Source organism: Pseudomonas aeruginosa (assembly GCF_001457615.1).
GTDB lineage: Bacteria > Pseudomonadota > Gammaproteobacteria > Pseudomonadales > Pseudomonadaceae > Pseudomonas > Pseudomonas aeruginosa.
Genome location: NZ_LN831024.1, coordinates 1,269,212 through 1,287,476, shown reverse-complemented (window position 1 = coordinate 1,287,476; position 18,265 = coordinate 1,269,212). Strand labels below are relative to the sequence as shown.

Below are 18,265 nucleotides of genomic sequence, written 5' to 3'. Positions count from 1 at the left end.
TCTGCGCCCCGTCGGTCAACTCAGTTTGATGAACGAAGCCGGCGGCGTGTGCAGGTCGATGGGGTCGTCGTACAGCAGGTTGACCAACTCCACCACCATGATGGCCGTCAGGCCCCAGATCTTGAACTCGCCGAAGCGATAGCTGGGCACGTACCAGCTGCGGCCGAAGTAGTCGATACGGTGGGTGACCTCGCGCGGGTCGTCGCGAAAGAAACTCAGCGGCACGTTGAACACCGCGGCGATCTCGCCGTCGTTGGGCTGGTACTCGACGAAGTCGGGAATGAAGGCGACATAGGGAGTGACCTCGATGCCATGCCGCGAGACCAGGGTGCTCAGCGGCCCGACCACTTCCACCAGGCCCGGCGGCAAGGCGATCTCCTCCTCCGCCTCGCGCAGGGCGGTGCGCACCAGGTCGGCATCTTCCGGGTCGCGCCGCCCGCCGGGGAAGGCGACCTCGCCGCCATGGGTGGACAAACCGGCGGCGCGCAGGGTCAGCACCAGCTCCGGATCGTCGCTGCGGGTGATGGGCACCAGCACGGCCGCTTGGGGGAAGCGCTGGTCGGTATCCAGTTGGCGGGGGCGGTGCGCCTCGATGCGTTGGCGCAGCTGGTCGAGCATGCAGTTCATACTGCCGGGGTTTCCGAGGTCTTGTCGTTTCCCCGAGATCATGGCACGAAAGCCCCGGCCAGCCCACCCCTCCCGCACGGGGCCTTGTCGCCTCCCGGCCAGCCGAGCAAGATAGGCCTTTCCCCGAAGAAGAACCTGGCATGAAATTCTGCAGCCTGTGCGGCGCCACGGTGGTCCAGCGCATCCCGGACGGCGACAACCGCCTGCGCTACGTCTGCGACGCCTGCCACACCGTGCACTACCAGAACCCGCGTATCGTCGCCGGCAGCCTGCCGGTGTGGGACGGCCAGGTCCTGCTCTGCCGTCGCGCCATTGCGCCGCGCCTGGGCTACTGGACGCTGCCGGCCGGCTTCATGGAGAACGGCGAGACCCTCGCCCAGGCGGCGGCCCGCGAGACAGAGGAAGAAGCCAACGCGCGGATCGGCGACCTGCAGCTCTATACCCTTTTCGACCTGCCGCACATCAGCCAGGTCTACCTGTTCTTCCGCGCCGAGCTGCTCGACCTGGATTTCTCCGCCGGCGATGAAAGCCTGGAGGTGCGGCTTTTCGACGAAGCGGAGATTCCCTGGTCGGAGCTGGCTTTTCCGACCATCGGCCGTACCTTAGAATGCTACTTCAGCGACCGCCGCGAAGGCTGCTTCCCGGTGCGCAACGAAGCCATTGCACCTATGCTGGCTTCCTATAAGAAAGACTGAACGCCAAACACTCGAACACCGCCGCCGTTGCGGCTCAAGGGAACATCGGGGATTTCACTTCCATGCGCTGGTTGCTTGCTTTGCTGTGCTTGACCTTCGCCAGTCTGACCCAGGCCAATGCCGCGCCGAGCCTGGAAGGCAAGGTGGACAAGGTCCTGGTGCTCAAGTCCGAGCGAAAACTGCTGCTCCTCAACAAAGGCAACGTCCTGAAAAGCTACCGTGTCTCGCTGGGCAAGCGCCCGACCGGCCCGAAGCTGGCCGAAGGCGACAACCGCACCCCGGAAGGCTTCTACTGGATCGACTGGCGCAAGACCAGCAACAACTACAACCTCTCCATGCACATTTCCTACCCCAACGCCCGCGACGTGGCCAAGGCCCGGGAAAAGGGCCTGCCGGCCGGTGGCATGATCATGATCCACGGCACCCCGCTGGATGACGAATACCCGGAGTGGTACTTCTCCACCCTGGACTGGACCAATGGCTGTATCGCCATGAACAACACCGACATGCGCGAAGTCTGGAGCGTGGTGAAAGACGGCACGCTGATCGAGATCCGCCCCTGACAGAACCAGGCTGATACCACTCGTCAGCCGTCAGCCACGCCAGGAACGCCGCCGCGAGATTTTCCGGCGGCGTTTTCTTTTATCCGTCAAACCCTTGCATCCCTTACTCAGGCCGAGTCAATCGACGGGACGGCTGGCTGACGCGTGCGCGACGCACAACTGGCATTGACGTGGTATTCAAGTGGTATTAGTTTTCCCAGCATTACCGGGCGACAACAACACAATCCGCATCGGAACCTCTCATGAAGACAGCCCACGACCTGCTCCTGGCCCTGCGTCCCGACGAGGCGCAACCCACCCCCCTCTATCTGCAGCTGGCGCGCAATCTCGAGAGCGCGATCCATGCCGGCCAGTGGAAAGCGGAGGAAGCGCTGCCCTCCGAACGCAACCTCAGCGAAACCCTGAACATTTCCCGCGTCACCGCGCGCAAGGCCCTCGAAGTACTCTTCGAGCAGGGGCTGATCCGCCGCAACCAGGGCTCCGGCACCTTCATTACGCCGCGTCTCGAACAACCGCTGTCGCGTCTCTCCAGCTTCAGCGAGATGCTCCGCCTGAAAGGCTTCACCCCCGGCTCCACCTGGCTGGAGCGCGGCATCGCCCTGCCCACCCACGACGAACTGATCCGCCTCGGCCTCTCGCCGACCGAAAAGGTCGCGCGCATGAAGCGCCTGCGCAAAGCCGACGGCACGGTGATGGCGATCGAGAACAGCACCCTGCCGGCACGCCTGCTGCCGGATCCGACAGCGGTCGGCGATTCCCTCTACGAATACCTGGACGGCATCGGTCGCCCGGTGGTCCGCGCCCTCCAGCACGTGCGCGCGATCAACGCGTCCGCGTCCGATGCCGCGTTGGTCGGCATCGCGCCGGGCACCGCGATGCTGCTGATGACCCGGATCGGCTACCTCGAGGACAACACCCCGATCGAGCTGACCGACACCTACTGCCGCAACGACTACTACGACTTCGTCGCCGAACTGCGACGCTGACCGACACGGAGCCGCCATGCTCGAAGGCAACATCCTCACCCCGCAAGGCTGGGTCCTCGGCCGCCTGCACATCCAGGACGGACGTATCCAGCGGATCGAAGGCGAGCCCTGCGATCCGGCCGGCAACGCCGATCCGTACCTGCTGCCAGGCTTCATCGACCTGCATGTGCACGGCGGCGGCGGCCGCGACATCATGGAAGGCGGCGACGCCTTCGCCACCATCGCCCGCACCCACCGGCGCTTCGGCACGACCTCGCTGCTGGCCACCACCATGACCGCTCCGCGCGAGGAGATCGCCGACATCCTCAGCCAGCTCGGCGATTACTGCCGCCGCTCGCTGGAGGGCGGTTCACGGATACTCGGCGTGCACCTGGAAGGCCCCTACATCAACTCCGGCAAGCTCGGCGCGCAGCCCAACTTCGCCCATGCCGCGGTGCTCGAGGAAGTCGAGGACTACCTGCGCCGCGCGCCGATCCGGGTGATCACCATCGCCCCCGAGATCGCCGGACACCGGCCGCTGATCCGCGCCCTCGCCGAGCGCGGCGTACGCCTGCAGATCGGCCATACCCTGGGCAGCTACGAGGATGGCGTGGCCGCACTGGAAGCCGGCGCCAGCAGCTTCACCCACCTCTACAACGCGATGACCGGCCTGCACCACCGCGAACCGGGTATCGTCGGCGCGGCCCTGGCCCACGCACGCTACGCCGAGCTGATCCCCGACCTGCTGCATGTCCATCCCGGCGCCATCAGGGTGGCCCTGCGTTCGATCCCGTGCCTGTACTGCGTGACCGACTCCACCGCCGCCGCCGGCATGCCCGACGGCCAGTACAAGCTCGGCAGCCACACGGTGACCAAGTGCCTGGGCGGCGTGCGCCTGCCCGACGGCACCCTGGCCGGCAGCACCCTGACCATGGACCAGGCGCTGCGCAACCTGGTGAAGATCGGCCTGCCCCTGGCCGAAGCCTCGCAACGCCTTTCGCAATTCCCCGCCGATTACCTCGGCCTCGCCGAGCGCGGCCGCCTGGCGCCCGCAGCCTGGGCCGATGTGGTGCGCCTGGATCGCTCCCTGGAACTCGACGCCGTGATGGTGGAAGGAGAACTCGAATGACTTCGCTGATGCTCGAGGAAGCGCTCTCCGCCGCCGCGGTGGCGAGCCGTCAACTGGCCGTGCTCGACGCTTGCCTGCCGGCGCTTGGCCAGCGCCTGCGGGAGGTCGATCCGAACCTGGCGCTGACCGTCGCGCGCGGCAGCTCCGACCATGCCGCCAGCTACTTCGCCTACCTGGCCATGCAGCACGCCGGCTTGCCGGTGGCCTCGCTGCCCATGTCGGTAGTGACCCTGAACCGCTCGCCACTGCGTGTCGCCGGGCAGGCCGTCTTCGCTTTCTCGCAGTCCGGGCAGAGCCCCGATCTCGTGGACAGCCTGCGCATCCTGCGCGAACGCGGCGCCCTGGGCATCGCCCTGGTGAATGCCGAGGATTCGCCGCTGGAAGCCGCCAGCGAATTCGTCGTGCCGCTCTGCGCCGGCGCCGAGCGCAGCGTCGCAGCGACCAAGAGCTTCATCGCCACGCTCAGCGCCAGCGCCCGCCTGCTCGCCCACTGGCAGCGCGACAATGCCCTGCTGGCCGCAGGCCAGGGCCTGGCGGCCGGGCTGGAGCAGGCCGCCAGGCTCGACTGGTCGCCGGCCATCGAGGTCCTGCGCGACTGCCAGCGGCTGATGGTGATCGGTCGCGGCGCCGGCTACGCCATCGCCCAGGAGGCCGCGCTGAAATTCAAGGAAACCTCGGCGATCCAGGCCGAGGCCTTCAGCAGCGCCGAGGTCCGCCATGGACCGATGGCGCTGGTCGAGGAGCGCTATCCGCTGCTGGTGTTCGCTCCCCGCGGCCCGGAGCAGGAAGGCCTGCTGGCGCTCGCCGAGGATATGCGCCAGCGCGGTGCGCAGGTATTGCTCGCCGCCCCGGACGACATCGCCGAACGCGACCTGCCGCTGCAGCGCGCCGCGCATCCGGCGCTCGATCCGATCCTGGCGATCCAGAGTTTCTACGTCATGGCCGCCGGCCTGGCCGAAGCCCGCGGCATGGACCCGGACCAGCCACGGCACCTGAGCAAAGTCACCCGAACCCACTGAGCCTGAGCGCGCGCCCATGAACAACAAGAATCTCGCCCTCAAAGCGCCCCTGAGCGGCCCCGTGATGCCGCTCAACCGAGTACCCGACCCGGTGTTTTCCAGCGGCACCCTGGGCGAAGGCATCGCCATCGACCCGCTCAACGACTGCCTGCACGCGCCCTGCGCCGGGCTGGTCAGCCACCTGGCGCGAACCCGCCACGCGCTCAGCCTGCGCGCCGACAACGGTGCCGAGCTGCTGCTGCACGTCGGCCTCGACACCGTACAGCTGCAAGGCGAAGGCTTCGAGGCGCTGGTCGAGGAAGGTGCGCGGGTGATCGAGGGCCAGCCGCTGCTGCGCTTCGACCTGGACCGCGTCGCCCGCGGCAGCCGCAGTCTGATCACGGTGATGATCCTGACCAACGGCGACGGCTTCCAGGTACGCCCGCTGACCACCAACCCGGTGGAGGTCGGCGCGCCGCTCCTGCAACTGAGTCCGGAGAAGGCCGAGCAACGTCCGGCCAATCCCGCGCCTGGCGAAGGCTCCGCGCAGCGCCAGGTCCGCGGGCGGGCGCGGGTCGCCCATCATGGCGGTCTGCACGCACGCCCGGCAGCGCTGCTACGGAAGACCGCGCAGGGCTTTTCCAGCCAGGCCGAACTGCACTTCGCCGGGCAGGTGGCCAGCGTCGACAGCCTGGTCGGCATCATGGGCCTGGGGGTCGCCGAACAGGACGAGGTAGAGGTGATCTGTCGCGGCGAAGACAGCGAGGCGGCCCTCGACGCCCTGCTCGCGGCCCTCGCCAGCGCCACCGCGGGGGCTCCGAAGGAGGCCCCGCGCGCCATCGCCCCGGGCGAGCCGGCGCGACCTGCGGCTGTCGCCGGTACCCTGGCCGGCGTCTGCGCTTCGCCCGGCCTGGCCAGCGGTCCCCTGGCGCGGCTCGGCGCCATCAGCCTGCCGGCGGATGACGGCCGGCATCGTCCCGAGGAACAGCACCTCGCCCTGGACCAGGCCCTGCAACGGGTGCGCGACGACGTACAGGGGAGCCTGCAGCAGGCCAGGCTCGGCGGCGACGAGAACGAAGCGGCGATCTTTTCCGCGCATCTCGCGCTGCTGGAAGACCCGGGTCTGCTGGACGCCGCCGACATGCTGATCGACCAGGGCGTCGGCGCCGCCCACGCCTGGCACCGGGCGATTCAGGCCCAGTGCGAGATTCTCCAGGCGCTGGGCAACCTGCTGCTGGCCGAGCGCGCCAACGACCTGCGCGACCTGGAAAAACGCGTGCTGCGGGTGCTGCTCGGCGACACCGCACCGTTGCGGGTGCCTGCTGGGGCCATCGTCGCCGCCCGGGAGATCACCCCCTCCGACCTCGCGCCGCTGGTGGATGCCGGCGCGGCTGGCCTGTGCATGGCCGAAGGCGGCGCCACCTCCCACGTGGCCATCCTCGCCCGTAGCAAGGGCCTGCCGTGCCTGGTGGCGCTCGGCGCCGGGCTGCTGGAGCTGGAGGAAGGCCGGCAGGTAGTACTGGACGCCGGCCAGGGCCGGCTGGAACTCAGCCCCGACGCTCGACGCCTGGAGCAGGTCGCCTTGCAAGTGGCGCAGCGCGAGGAACAACACCGCCGCCAACAGGCCGATGCGCAGCGCGAGGCGCTCACCCGCGACGGCCGGCGCATCGAGATCGGCGCCAACGTCGCCTCGCCGCGCGAGGCCGCCGAAGCCTTCGCCAACGGCGCCGACGGGGTCGGCCTGCTACGCACCGAGTTTCTCTTCCTCGAGCGCCGCGCCGCGCCCGACGAAGAGGAGCAGCGCAACGCCTACCAGGAGGTCCTGGACGCCATGGGCCAGCGCAAGGTGATCATCCGCACCATCGATGTCGGCGGCGACAAGCACCTCGACTACCTGCCGCTGCCGGTGGAAGAAAACCCAGCACTGGGCCTGCGCGGCATCCGCCTCGGCCAGGCGCGCCCGGAGCTGCTCGACCAGCAGTTGCGCGCGCTGCTGAGGGTCGAACCACTGGAACGCTGCCGGATACTGCTGCCGATGGTCAGCGAGGTCGACGAACTGCGCGCCATCCGTCGCCGCCTCGGCGAGCTGGCCACGCAGTTGGGGATCGAGCGCCTGCCCGAACTCGGGGTGATGATCGAAGTGCCCTCCGCCGCCCTGCTCGCCGATCAACTGGCCGAACACGCCGACTTCCTCTCCATCGGCACCAACGACCTGTCGCAGTACGCCCTGGCCATGGACCGTTGCCACGCCGGCCTGGCCGACCGCATCGACGCCCTGCACCCGGCGCTGCTGCGGCTGATCGCCCAGACCTGCGCCGGAGCAGCCCGCCACGGCCGCTGGGTCGGCGTCTGCGGTGCGCTGGCCTCGGACCCGCTGGCGACACCGGTACTGGTCGGCCTCGGGGTCGAGGAATTGTCCGTCGGGCCGAACCTGGTCGGCGAGATCAAGACCCGGGTGCGCCAGCTCGACGCCGCTGAATGCCGCCGCCACGCCCAGGCGCTACTGGACCTGGGCAGCGCCCGGGCGGTGCGCGACGCCTGCCTGCAACACTGGCCGCTGGCCTGACAAGAACAATCGGAGACCACCGCCATGCCCCCGTTCCTGATCGAAAGCCTGCAACGCCTGGGCCGCGCCCTGATGCTGCCGATCGCGATCCTGCCGATCGCCGGCCTGCTGCTGCGCCTGGGCGACGTCGACCTGCTCGACATTCCGCTGGTCCACGACGCCGGCAAGGCGATCTTCGCCAACCTGGCGCTGATCTTCGCCATCGGCATCGCCGTCGGTTTCGCTCGCGACAACAATGGCACCGCCGGCCTCGCCGGCGCCATCGGCTACCTGGTGATGATCTCGGTGCTCAAGGTGATCGATCCGGGCATCGACATGGGCGTGCTCTCCGGCATCATCAGCGGCCTGGTGGCTGGCGCCCTGTATAACCGCTTCAAGGACGTGAAGCTGCCGGAATACCTGGCGTTCTTCGGCGGCCGCCGCTTCGTGCCGATCGCCACCGGGATCAGCGCGGTCTGCCTGGGCCTGCTGTTCGGGGTGATCTGGCCACCGCTGCAACAGGGCATCAACGGCCTCGGCCAACTCATGCTGGAAAGCGGCAGCTTCGGCGCCTTCGCCTTCGGCGTGCTGAACCGCCTGCTGATCGTCACCGGGTTGCACCACATCCTCAACAACCTGGTGTGGTTCGTCTTCGGCAGCTTCACCGACCCGGAAACCGGGCGCGTCGTCACCGGCGACCTGGCGCGCTATTTCGCCGGCGACCCGAAGGGCGGCCAGTTCATGGCCGGGATGTTCCCGGTGATGATGTTCGGCCTGCCCGCCGCCTGCCTGGCGATGTACCGCAACGCCCGTCCGGAGCGGCGCAAGCTGATCGGCGGGCTGCTCCTGTCGATGGCCTTGACCGCCTTCCTCACCGGCGTCACCGAGCCGGTGGAGTTCGCCTTCATGTTCCTCGCGCCGCTGCTCTACCTGCTGCATGCGCTGCTCACCGGCCTGTCCATGGCCCTCACCGACCTGCTCGACATCCGCCTCGGCTTCACCTTCTCCGGTGGCGCCATCGACCTCGCCCTGGGCTGGGGCCGTTCCACCCACGGCTGGATGCTCTGGCCGCTGGGCCTGCTCTATGCCGGCATCTATTACCTGGTGTTCGACTTCTGCATCCGCCGCTTCAACCTGAAGACCCCGGGCCGCGAAGACGACGCGAGCAGCGAATCGGGCGACAACGCCGAAGCCGAGCGCGCCCCGGCATTCATCCGCGCCCTGGGTGGCGCAGCCAACCTCGAAGTGGTGGACGCCTGCACCACGCGCCTGCGTCTGCGCCTGGTCGACCGCGACAAGGCCTCGGACGCCCAGCTCAAGGCCCTCGGTGCGATGGCCGTGGTACGTCCGGGCAAGGCCGGCAGCCTGCAGGTGGTGGTCGGCCCACAGGCCGACAGCATCGCCGACGAGATCCGCCGCGCCCTGCCCTTCGATACGCAACCGGGCGAAGCCGTACCGCCGCTGGGCAGTCCGAACGCAGCCGAAGAGGTGGTGTCGATGCAGGCCACCGTCGACGCCGCCGAAGCCCAGGCCTGGCTCGGCGCCCTCGGCGGCGCCGGCAACCTGCGCGAGGTACGGGACGTCGCACTGACCCGCCTGCGGGTCAGCGTGGCGGACGAACGCAAGCTGGCCACCGAGCAACTGCGTCGTCTCGGCGGACAGGGCGTCAGCTCCCTCGCCGGCGGCATCTGCCATATCCTGGTGGGCCCCCGCGCCGCGGCCCTGAGCCAGGCCCTGCAACCGCTACTGCGGCGCTGACGGCAGGAGGGCTGGACCTCGGCCAATCGGCGGATAACCGCCAAGCGGTTATTCGCCCTACGCCACAGCTCCCCCGTTCGGGTTCGATAATCGCGAAGCGGTTGTTCGCGCCACGCCACAGCCCCGGGTCGGGCTCTCCCCGTGAGGCGGATAACGAAAAGGGCGGCAACTGGCCGCCCTTCTTGCTTGTCCGAGGAAAACTCAGAAGACCATGTCGGTCAGGCGCCAGACTTCGTAGGCCGGGGTCTCATAGGGATGCGCCGCCTTCAGCGCCTTGACGCTGGCGTGGATGAGCTCGTCGGCCACCACCAGCTCCACTTTCCACTCCGCCACGTGCTCGACCTGGCCGACCTGGCCCAGGTAGGGTTGGCTACCGTCCAGGGGCCGGAACTGGCCCTGGCCAAGGGACTGCCAGCAGCAACTGTCGTACGCCCCGATGCGCCCGCCACCCGCGGCGAACACCGCTTGCTTGACGACATCCAGATGGCTCTCAGGCACATAGAAACACAGCTTGTACATCGTTTTCTCCGCACGAATCGAATGCTGCACGAGGCGGTCGGTGGTTGTGCGACTGCCGACGCCAAATAATGGCACTTTGCCTTGACATGATGAATATTTGACGCTGCCTTTACGACAGATAAGCGCAACATTTGTTCGCTCGTCACAACACCTTCGTGCGGGCGTTCACAGATTTACGCTCAGCCGCGGAAACGCCGCCACCTGGCCTTCAGCCCGGAGGCGGAAGGCGCATGGCTGCCGTCGCAATACGGCAGGTCGGCGGAGCGCCCGCAGCGGCACAACAGCAACAGGCGCTCGCGGGTCGCGTGGAGCGTCAGGCCGTTGCGGCAGTCGGCGGGACAATCGGGAAGCGAAGCCGAAGCCCCGCAGGTACAGAGCCGCAAGGTGTCGCCGGGAGAGACCCGGCGAACCTCGGGAAGAAGGTCGGGCGACGAGTTGGAGTCCGCATCGCCCGCCATGCCGGATCAGTCCACCCAGACCCGGGCGTTGCGGAACATGCGCAGCCAGCCGCCGTCTTCCTGCCAGTCGTCCGGACGCCAGGAATTCTGCACGGCGCGGAACACCCGCTCGGGGTGCGGCATCATGATGGTGACCCGGCCGTCGCGGCTGCTCAGCCCGGTGATGCCGCGCGGCGACCCGTTGGGGTTGGCCGGGTAGGCTTCGGTGACCTTGCCGTGGTTGTCGACGAAACGCAGCGACACGCAGCCGGAAAGGTCGGCCTCGAGCAACGCTTCCTCCGACTCGAACTCCGCATGGCCTTCGCCATGGGCGATGGCGATCGGCAGGCGCGAACCGGCCATGCCCTGCAGGAAGATCGACGACGACTCCTGCACCTGGACCATCGCCACCCGCGCCTCGAACTGCTCGGAACGGTTGCGCACGAAGTGCGGCCAGAACTCGGTGCCGGGAATCAGCTCGTGCAGGTTGGACATCATCTGGCAGCCGTTGCAGACGCCGAGGGCGAAGCTGTCCTTGCGCGCGAAGAACGCCTGGAAGCCGTCGCGGGCGCGGGCGTTGAAGAGGATCGACTTGGCCCAGCCCTCGCCGGCGCCGAGCACGTCGCCGTAGGAGAAGCCACCGCAGGCCACCAGGCCCTTGAAGGCGTCCAGGTCGACCCGCCCGGCGAGGATGTCGCTCATGTGCACGTCGATCGCGGCGAAGCCGGCGCGGTCGAACGCCGCGGCCATCTCCACCTGGCCGTTGACGCCCTGCTCGCGGAGGATCGCCACTTTCGGCCGCACGCCCTTCTTGATGTAGGGCGCGGCGATGTCGTCGTTGACGTCGTAGCTGAGCTTGATCGACAGCCCGGGGTTGTCTTCGTCCAGCAGCGCGTCGAACTCCTGCTCGGCGCAGTCGGCGTTGTCGCGCAGACGCTGGATCTGGTAGCTGGTCTCGCTCCAGATGCGTTGCAGGATGCGGCGCTGGGCGCTGTAGACGGTCTCGCCGTTGTAGTTCAGGTTGATCTCGTAGCCGTTGACCGGCTGGCCGATCACCGCCACGCAGTCGTCGAGACCGGCGGCGCTGAACTGCGCGAGGACTTCCGGAGTGGCACCCTCGCGAACCTGGATCACCGCGCCCAGTTCCTCGCTGAACAACACGGCCGCCAGCTCTTCGCGGCTATCGGCCAGGGCATCGAGGTTCAGCTCGACGCCGCAGTGACCGGCGAAGGCCATCTCCAGCACGCTGGTGATCAGGCCGCCGTCGGAACGGTCGTGGTAGGCGAGGATATGGCCGTCGGCATTGAGCCCCTGGATCACCGCGAAGAAGGCTTTCAGGTCCTCGGCGTCGTCGACGTCCGGCACGGCGCGGCCGAGCTTGCCGTGGACCTGGGCCAGGATCGAGCCGCCGAGACGGTTCTTGCCGCGGCCGAGATCGATCAGGATCAGGTCGGTCTCGCCCTTGTCCAGGCGCAGTTGCGGGGTCAGGCTCTGGCGCACGTCGGCGACCGGGGCGAAGCCGGTGACGATCAGCGAGACCGGAGAAGTGACGCTCTTGTCCTCGCCATTGTCCTGCCAGCGGGTCTTCATGGACATCGAGTCCTTGCCCACCGGGATGGTGATGCCCAGTTCCGGGCACAGTTCCATGCCCACGGCCTTGACCGTGTCATACAGGCGCGCGTCCTCGCCGGGGTGGCCGGCGGCGGCCATCCAGTTGGCGGAAAGCTTGATGTCGGACAGCTTGCCGATACGCGCGGCAGCCAGGTTGGTGACCGTCTCGCCGATGGCCATGCGTCCGGAAGCCGGGGCGTCCAGCAGCGCCAGCGGGGTACGTTCGCCCATCGCCATGGCCTCGCCGGTGTAGACGTCGAAGCTGGTGGCGGTGACGGCGCAGTCGGCCACCGGCACCTGCCAGGGCCCGACCATCTGGTCGCGGGCCACCAGCCCGGTGATGGTGCGGTCGCCGATGGTGATCAGGAAGCTCTTGCTGGCCACGGCGGGATGGCGCAGGACGCGCTCGACGCTTTCCTGCAGCTCCAGCCCGGCGGCGTCGAAATCGTCGCCCAGCTCGGCCTCGCGGGTGACCGCGCGGTGCATGCGCGGCGCCTTGCCGAGCAGGACTTCCAGCGGCATGTCCACCGGCTTGTTGTCGAAATGGCTGTCGGCGACGGTCAGCTGGCGCTGCTCGATGGCCTCGCCGACCACCGCGAACGGGCAGCGCTCGCGCTCGCAGATGGCCTTGAAGGTCTCGAAGTCGGCGGCATCCACCGACAGCACGTAGCGCTCCTGCGACTCGTTGCACCAGATTTCCAGCGGGCTCATGCCCGGCTCGTCGTTGGGCACCGCGCGCAGCTCGAAGCGACCGCCGCGGCCGCCGTCGTTGATCAGTTCCGGCAGGGCGTTGGACAGGCCGCCGGCACCGACGTCATGGATGAAGCTGATCGGGTTGCGCTCGCCGAGCTGCCAGCAGCGGTCGATCACTTCCTGGCAACGTCGCTCCATTTCCGGGTTGTCGCGCTGCACCGAGGCGAAGTCGAGGTCGGCGGAGCTGGCGCCGGTGGCCATCGAAGAGGCGGCGCCGCCGCCCAGGCCGATCAGCATGGCCGGGCCGCCAAGGACGATGAGCTTGGCGCCGACGCTGATCTCGCCCTTCTGCACGTGTTCGTCGCGAATGTTGCCCATGCCGCCGGCGAGCATGATCGGCTTGTGGTAGCCGCGCACTTCCTCGCCGTGAGGGGTAGCGATCTTCTGCTCGAAGGTACGGAAGTAGCCGGTCAGCGCCGGACGGCCGAACTCGTTGTTGAACGCGGCGCCGCCCAGCGGGCCCTCGACCATGATGTCCAGCGCGGTGACGATGCGCTCGGGCTTGCCGTAGGGCACTTCCCAGGGCTGTTCGAAACCGGGGATCTGCAGGTTGGACACGGTGAAGCCGGTCAGGCCGGCCTTCGGCTTGGCGCCGCGGCCGGTGGCGCCCTCGTCGCGGATCTCGCCGCCGGAACCGGTGGAGGCACCGGGGAACGGCGCGATGGCGGTCGGGTGGTTGTGGGTCTCCACCTTCATCAGGATCTGCACCGGCTCGCGGCTGGCGGCGTATTCGCGGGTCTGCGGATCGGGGAAGAAACGCCCGGCGACATGGCCGACGATGACCGCGGCGTTGTCCTTGTATGCGGACAGCACGCCTTCGCGGTTCATCTCGTAGGTGTTCTTGATCATGCCGAACAGGCTCTTGTCCTGGGCCTGCCCGTCGATGTCCCAACTGGCATTGAAGATCTTGTGCCGGCAATGCTCGGAGTTGGCCTGGGCGAACATCATCAGCTCGACGTCGTGCGGGTTGCGCCCCAGTTCGCCGAAGCTCTTCAGCAGGTAGTCGATCTCGTCCTCGGCCAGGGCCAGGCCCAACTCGACGTTGGCCTTCTCCAGCGCGGCGCGACCGCCGCCAAGCACGTCGACGGCGGTGAGCGGGCGGGGCTGCGCATGGCTGAACAGCTCGGCGGCGCCTTCCAGGCGGTCCAGCACCAGTTGGGTCATGCGGTCATGCAGGCGGGCGGCGACCTGCTGGGCGTCGCTCTCGGACAGTTCGCCCTGCACATAGTAGGCAATGCCGCGCTCCAGCCGGTCGATCTTCGCCAGGCCGCAGTTGCGGGCGATGTCGGAGGCCTTGCTCGACCACGGCGAGATGGTGCCGAAGCGCGGCACCACCAGGAACAGCCGGCCGCTGGGCTCCTGCACCGGCACGCTCGGGCCGTATTTCAGCAGCCGCGCCAGCACCTGCTCCTCGTCGGCGGTGAGCGCGCCGGTGACGTCGGCGAAATGCGCGAACTCAGCGTACAGCCCGGTAACGGCAGGTACGTGCTGGGTCAGTTGCTCGAGCAGTTTGCCGTGGCGGAAAGCGGAAAGGGCGGGAGCGCCGCGCAGGATCAGCATTGTCGGAACAGCCTCTGGAGACGGGAAGGTGTGGGGGCCGGCCGAGCCGGCCCGCAGAGGCCGTGCATTCTACCGTAAAGCACCGTCCGGCGGCACCCGCGCCGATGGCTATCGCATAGCCCTCCATCGGATCCGCGGCGGCCCGCTTCGAAGCACTTCGAGAACGGCGCCGCAGCGCTCTGCGACGGGGCAAGCGAAACGGCGGACGAACGGTATCCCGGCGATAGCAGAGAAGGTCCCGGCTGTCGAGATATGGCGCCGTCTCGCCTTTGCGTATACTGCGCCGATGTTTGCCCTGACCGCGTACCGCTTACGTTGCGCCGCCTGGCTGTTGGCGACCGGCATCTTTCTGCTGCTTGCGGGCTGTAGCGAGGCGAAAGCCCCTACCGCCCTGGAGCGCGTGCAGAAGGAGGGCGTACTGCGCGTGATCACCCGCAACAGCCCGGCCACCTACTTCCAGGACCGCAACGGCGAAACCGGCTTCGAATACGAACTGGCCAAGCGCTTCGCCGAGCGTCTCGGCGTCGAGCTGAAGATCGAGACCGCCGACAACCTCGACGACCTCTATGCCCAGCTTTCCCGCGAGGGCGGCCCGGCGCTCGCCGCGGCCGGCCTGACCCCGGGACGCGAAGACGACGCCAGCGTGCGCTACTCGCACACCTACCTCGACGTCACCCCGCAGATCATCTACCGCAACGGCCAGCAGCGCCCGACCCGCCCGGAAGACCTGGTCGGCAAGCGCATCATGGTGCTCAAGGGCAGCAGCCACGCGGAGCAGCTCGCCGAGCTGAAGAAGCAGTATCCCGAACTGAAGTACGAAGAATCCGATGCTGTCGAAGTGGTCGACCTGTTGCGCATGGTCGACGTCGGCGACATCGACCTGACCCTGGTCGACTCCAACGAACTGGCGATGAACCAGGTGTACTTCCCCAACGTCCGCGTCGCCTTCGACTTCGGCGAAGCCCGCGGGCTGGCCTGGGCCTTGCCGGGGGGCGACGACGACAGCCTGATGAACGAGGTCAACGCGTTCCTCGACCAGGCCAAGAAGGAAGGCCTGCTGCAACGCCTGAAGGACCGTTACTACGGGCATGTCGACGTACTCGGCTACGTCGGCGCCTACACCTTCGCCCAGCACCTGCAGCAACGCCTGCCGCGCTACGAAAGCCACTTCAAGCAGAGCGGCAAGCAGCTGGATACCGACTGGCGCCTGCTCGCCGCCATCGGCTACCAGGAATCGCTGTGGCAGCCCGGCGCCACCTCCAAGACCGGCGTGCGCGGCCTGATGATGCTGACCAACCGGACCGCCCAGGCGATGGGCGTGTCCAACCGGCTCGACCCGAAGCAGAGCATCCAGGGCGGCAGCAAGTATTTCGTGCAGATCCGCAGCGAACTGCCCGAGAGCATCAAGGAACCGGACCGCAGCTGGTTCGCCCTGGCCGCCTACAACATCGGCGGCGCGCACCTGGAAGACGCGCGCAAGATGGCCGAGAAGGAAGGCCTCAACCCGAACAAGTGGCTGGACGTGAAGAAGATGCTGCCGCGCCTGGCGCAGAAGCAGTGGTACGCCAAGACCCGCTACGGCTATGCGCGCGGCGGCGAGACCGTGCACTTCGTACAGAACGTGCGGCGCTACTACGACATCCTCACCTGGGTGACCCAGCCGCAGATGGAAGGCAGCCAGATCGCCGAGAGCGGGTTGCACCTGCCCGGCGTGAACAAGACGCGCCCGGAAGAAGGCAGCGGCGACGAGAAACTCTAGCCGCCCCCTCCCCTCAGGATTCTCCGTCGCTTGCCAGCCAGGCGGCGTGCTCGCGCACATCGGTCGGCCAGCCGGCGATCCGCTCGGCGAAGCCCTCGCGATCCCCGGCGAACAGCGCCCGCGTCGCCTCCTCGAAGCCCGGCAGGTCGCCGGCCATCGCATTCATGAAATGGTAGGCGCGCTCCTGCGCCTGCCGCGCACGCCCGGACTGGCTGCGGCGCGCCTCCTCGACCAGCTTGCGCAGCGCCACCGAGGCGCCCCCGGGCTGCGCGGCGAGCCATTCCCAGTGGCGCGGCAGCAAGGTCACCTCGCGCGCCACCACGCCCAGCTTCGGCCGCCCGCGCCCGCGCGGCGCGGCCTCCTCCGCCGGTTGCCGCTCGCCTGCGCCGACCAGGCGTGCCAGCAGGTCCTCGCGGGAACCGCGGATATCGAAATCGACGGAGCGCCCAGTGGCATTGTCGAACACCAGCAGCGGCCCGGCAGCACCGCCGGCGACCGCTTGCTTCAAGGCCAGCGCGACCTCCGGCAGCGCCGCCGTCAGCAGCCGGCGCGTGCCGTCGAAGCAGGTGAAGGATTGGATGTATGGATCATTGGCCATGACAGGCTCCCATGGATGGAACGCCCGAATAATACCCGGATATAAATAGAGCGACAATATTATCCGGATAAAATAAATCCCATGAAAAAGGCCGCCCTATGGCGGCCTCTTCCGGCAGCGATGACCTACCAGCCGGCCGGCAGCAGGTTCATGGCGCTACAAATGGCGTAGGCGGCGCTGGCCAGGTAGATCGTCACGATCACCGCCTGGATCGCCGGATGGGCGATCCAGCCGCATTTCCAGGCCGGCTCGAAGTCGCCGTTCCTACGCGCCGAGCGCAGCATCAGGATCGGCATGATCGAGAGAATCACCCCGCTGAAGGCCCCGGCGAAGTACAACGCGTTGACGAAGCCGACCAGCCCGCTGTAGGCCAGGACGAACGGCGGCAGCGCGACGATCGCCAGCACCAGCAGGCGGGTCTTCGGCCGGTTCTCCGGACCGAGCTTGTGGAACTTGTCGAAGATGTTGGTCAGGAAGCTACCGCCCAGGCCCCAGTAGGACGTCAGCATGGCGCACAGGGCGAAGGTGTTGGCGGTGAAGAAGGCCCATTCGCCGAGCGCCTTGCCCCAGGCCAGGGTGGCGACTTCGGACTGGTTCTCCAGGCCGGTCAGGGCGATCACCGAGAGCGGCACGATGCTGAGCAGGACGAAGGTGGTCAGCATCCCGGTGATCACCGCCTTCGGCAGGCGCTCCGGGGCGTGGCTGAAACCACGGGCCATCTCCGGGACGATGTACTGGGCGGAGAAGCAGAACACCGCGATGTTGAATACCGGCACCATGTAGATCCAGTCGCCGTCGAGCAGACGGGCGAACTCGGTGTTGTCGTTGAGCAGGGTGGCCGCCACCAGGATCAGGATCATGCTGACCATGCCGATGCTGATGAACTTCTCGCCCTTGCCGATGGCGCTCAGCCCCAGGTACAGCACGCCGGCGGCCGGAATGAAGAACAGCACGCTGCCCAGGGCCGGGCTGATACCGAAGAAGGCGCTGAGGATCTTGCCGCTGCCGCTCATGTAGGCGATCAGCGCGCCGATGCTGTTGACCGCCACGGACAGGAAGATCGCCCAGGCGCCGAAGGAGCCGACATAGCGCTGGGCAAGGCCGCTCAACTGGTTGTGGGTGCGCGTGCGCAGGGCGGTTTCCGAGACGTAGAGCATGGAAATGGTGGTGAACAGGCCGGCCACCGCCAGCCAGAGCAGCAATGGCATGAAGCCGGCCTTGCGGCTGGCGTAGGCCATGGACAGCACGCCTGCGCCGATGTTGGTTCCGACGATCATCGCCACCGCCTCGAGGAACGTCAGGCGCTTGACCTCCAGTCCCGAGGAATCGACGGCTTCCGCCCCGGCGTGATCCTGATACTGCTGGACCCGGGTATCACTCATGACAACAACTCCCTGCATTTCGAATTGGCATTGTGCGGGAGGCGGCCAGGACCGCCGTACCGATGGCCTTCTTCGAGGACAATGCAGGGCCGGGAATCGCGGACGCCTCCGGACCGGCCGCGCTTTTCGGCTGCGCGGTCCGGCGGGGGTATCCGCAGGCGGGCTCGCTCTCACCTGAAGCCATTGCCTGCGGGCCGCTTGCTCAAGCGGCCGTGCAAAATATCACACAATTCGACGAAGGAAGCGCGCGGCGACTACGACTTTACGCCTATGCCGATCGTCCGAAATATCCGGATAAATAATTGATGCAGATGGCTTTTGAAGGAGAGGAAGGGGCTAGGACGTGCTTTAACGTTTCAGCCGGAG

General features: G+C 67.7%; 15 protein-coding genes. 9 read left to right on the top strand and 6 right to left on the bottom strand.

What is annotated here, in order from left to right; all coding sequences use genetic code 11:
* Positions 1-15 precede the first annotated feature (15 nt).
* The gene (locus AT700_RS05985) at positions 16-627 is read right to left on the bottom strand and encodes a CoA pyrophosphatase (RefSeq protein ID WP_078801513.1); all 612 of its coding nucleotides are present in this window, start codon (positions 625-627) and stop codon (positions 16-18) included.
* Positions 628-767: 140 nt separating this feature from the next.
* Here AT700_RS05985 and AT700_RS05980 point away from each other — a divergent pair, with 140 nt between their 5' ends.
* From AT700_RS05980 to nagE, 7 genes are all read left to right on the top strand, one after another.
* Positions 768-1,322 (top strand): NUDIX hydrolase, encoded by a 555-nt coding sequence (locus AT700_RS05980; protein ID WP_003092665.1) that lies wholly within the window; start codon positions 768-770, stop codon positions 1,320-1,322.
* Positions 1,323-1,384: 62 nt separating this feature from the next.
* On the top strand, positions 1,385-1,885 hold the full coding sequence (locus tag AT700_RS05975) for a L,D-transpeptidase family protein (RefSeq protein WP_003092667.1): 501 nt from the start codon (positions 1,385-1,387) through the stop codon (positions 1,883-1,885).
* A gap of 242 nt (positions 1,886-2,127) precedes the next feature.
* Positions 2,128-2,871 carry a GntR family transcriptional regulator gene (locus AT700_RS05970; RefSeq protein ID WP_003092669.1) on the top strand — a complete coding sequence of 248 codons (744 nt, stop codon included), beginning with the start codon at positions 2,128-2,130 and terminating at the stop codon, positions 2,869-2,871.
* A 16-nt stretch (positions 2,872-2,887) separates the two neighbouring features.
* The gene (nagA, locus tag AT700_RS05965) at positions 2,888-3,979 is read left to right on the top strand and encodes an N-acetylglucosamine-6-phosphate deacetylase (RefSeq protein WP_003104817.1); all 1,092 of its coding nucleotides are present in this window, start codon (positions 2,888-2,890) and stop codon (positions 3,977-3,979) included.
* Complete coding sequence (locus tag AT700_RS05960; RefSeq protein ID WP_023120297.1) at positions 3,976-4,998, top strand: SIS domain-containing protein; 1,023 nt, start codon at positions 3,976-3,978, stop codon at positions 4,996-4,998. Before nagA ends, AT700_RS05960 begins: the two co-directional genes overlap by 4 nt.
* A gap of 16 nt (positions 4,999-5,014) precedes the next feature.
* Positions 5,015-7,543: a phosphoenolpyruvate--protein phosphotransferase gene (gene ptsP / locus AT700_RS05955; RefSeq protein WP_003143174.1), complete on the top strand. Its 2,529-nt coding sequence runs from the start codon at positions 5,015-5,017 to the stop codon at positions 7,541-7,543.
* A 24-nt stretch (positions 7,544-7,567) separates the two neighbouring features.
* On the top strand, positions 7,568-9,280 hold the full coding sequence (gene nagE, locus AT700_RS05950) for an N-acetylglucosamine-specific PTS transporter subunit IIBC (RefSeq protein ID WP_003117449.1): 1,713 nt from the start codon (positions 7,568-7,570) through the stop codon (positions 9,278-9,280).
* Positions 9,281-9,481: 201 nt separating this feature from the next.
* Here nagE and AT700_RS05945 read toward each other — a convergent pair whose 3' ends face one another.
* From AT700_RS05945 to purL, 3 genes are all read right to left on the bottom strand, one after another.
* Positions 9,482-9,799, bottom strand: coding sequence for a YqfO family protein (locus AT700_RS05945; protein ID WP_003092679.1), 318 nt, complete (start codon positions 9,797-9,799; stop codon positions 9,482-9,484).
* A 179-nt stretch (positions 9,800-9,978) separates the two neighbouring features.
* Positions 9,979-10,257 carry a CDGSH iron-sulfur domain-containing protein gene (locus tag AT700_RS29190; protein ID WP_003113822.1) on the bottom strand — a complete coding sequence of 93 codons (279 nt, stop codon included), beginning with the start codon at positions 10,255-10,257 and terminating at the stop codon, positions 9,979-9,981.
* Between the two features lie 6 nt (positions 10,258-10,263).
* On the bottom strand, positions 10,264-14,160 hold the full coding sequence (gene purL, locus AT700_RS05940) for a phosphoribosylformylglycinamidine synthase (protein ID WP_003137917.1): 3,897 nt from the start codon (positions 14,158-14,160) through the stop codon (positions 10,264-10,266).
* A gap of 286 nt (positions 14,161-14,446) precedes the next feature.
* Here purL and mltF point away from each other — a divergent pair, with 286 nt between their 5' ends.
* The gene (mltF, locus tag AT700_RS05935) at positions 14,447-15,919 is read left to right on the top strand and encodes a membrane-bound lytic murein transglycosylase MltF (RefSeq protein WP_048520830.1); all 1,473 of its coding nucleotides are present in this window, start codon (positions 14,447-14,449) and stop codon (positions 15,917-15,919) included.
* Between the two features lie 13 nt (positions 15,920-15,932).
* On the opposite strand, the gene AT700_RS05930 is transcribed toward mltF, so the two are convergent.
* Together AT700_RS05930 and AT700_RS05925 are read right to left on the bottom strand one after the other, a co-directional pair.
* Entirely contained in the window at positions 15,933-16,517 is a 585-nt protein-coding gene (locus AT700_RS05930) for a DUF2239 family protein (protein ID WP_014602550.1), read from the bottom strand.
* Between the two features lie 125 nt (positions 16,518-16,642).
* On the bottom strand, positions 16,643-17,899 hold the full coding sequence (locus AT700_RS05925) for an amino acid permease (protein ID WP_003105913.1): 1,257 nt from the start codon (positions 17,897-17,899) through the stop codon (positions 16,643-16,645).
* A 62-nt stretch (positions 17,900-17,961) separates the two neighbouring features.
* Here AT700_RS05925 and AT700_RS29185 point away from each other — a divergent pair, with 62 nt between their 5' ends.
* On the top strand, positions 17,962-18,201 hold the full coding sequence (locus AT700_RS29185) for a hypothetical protein (RefSeq protein ID WP_152959661.1): 240 nt from the start codon (positions 17,962-17,964) through the stop codon (positions 18,199-18,201).
* The last annotated feature ends 64 nt before the right edge of the window (positions 18,202-18,265 follow it).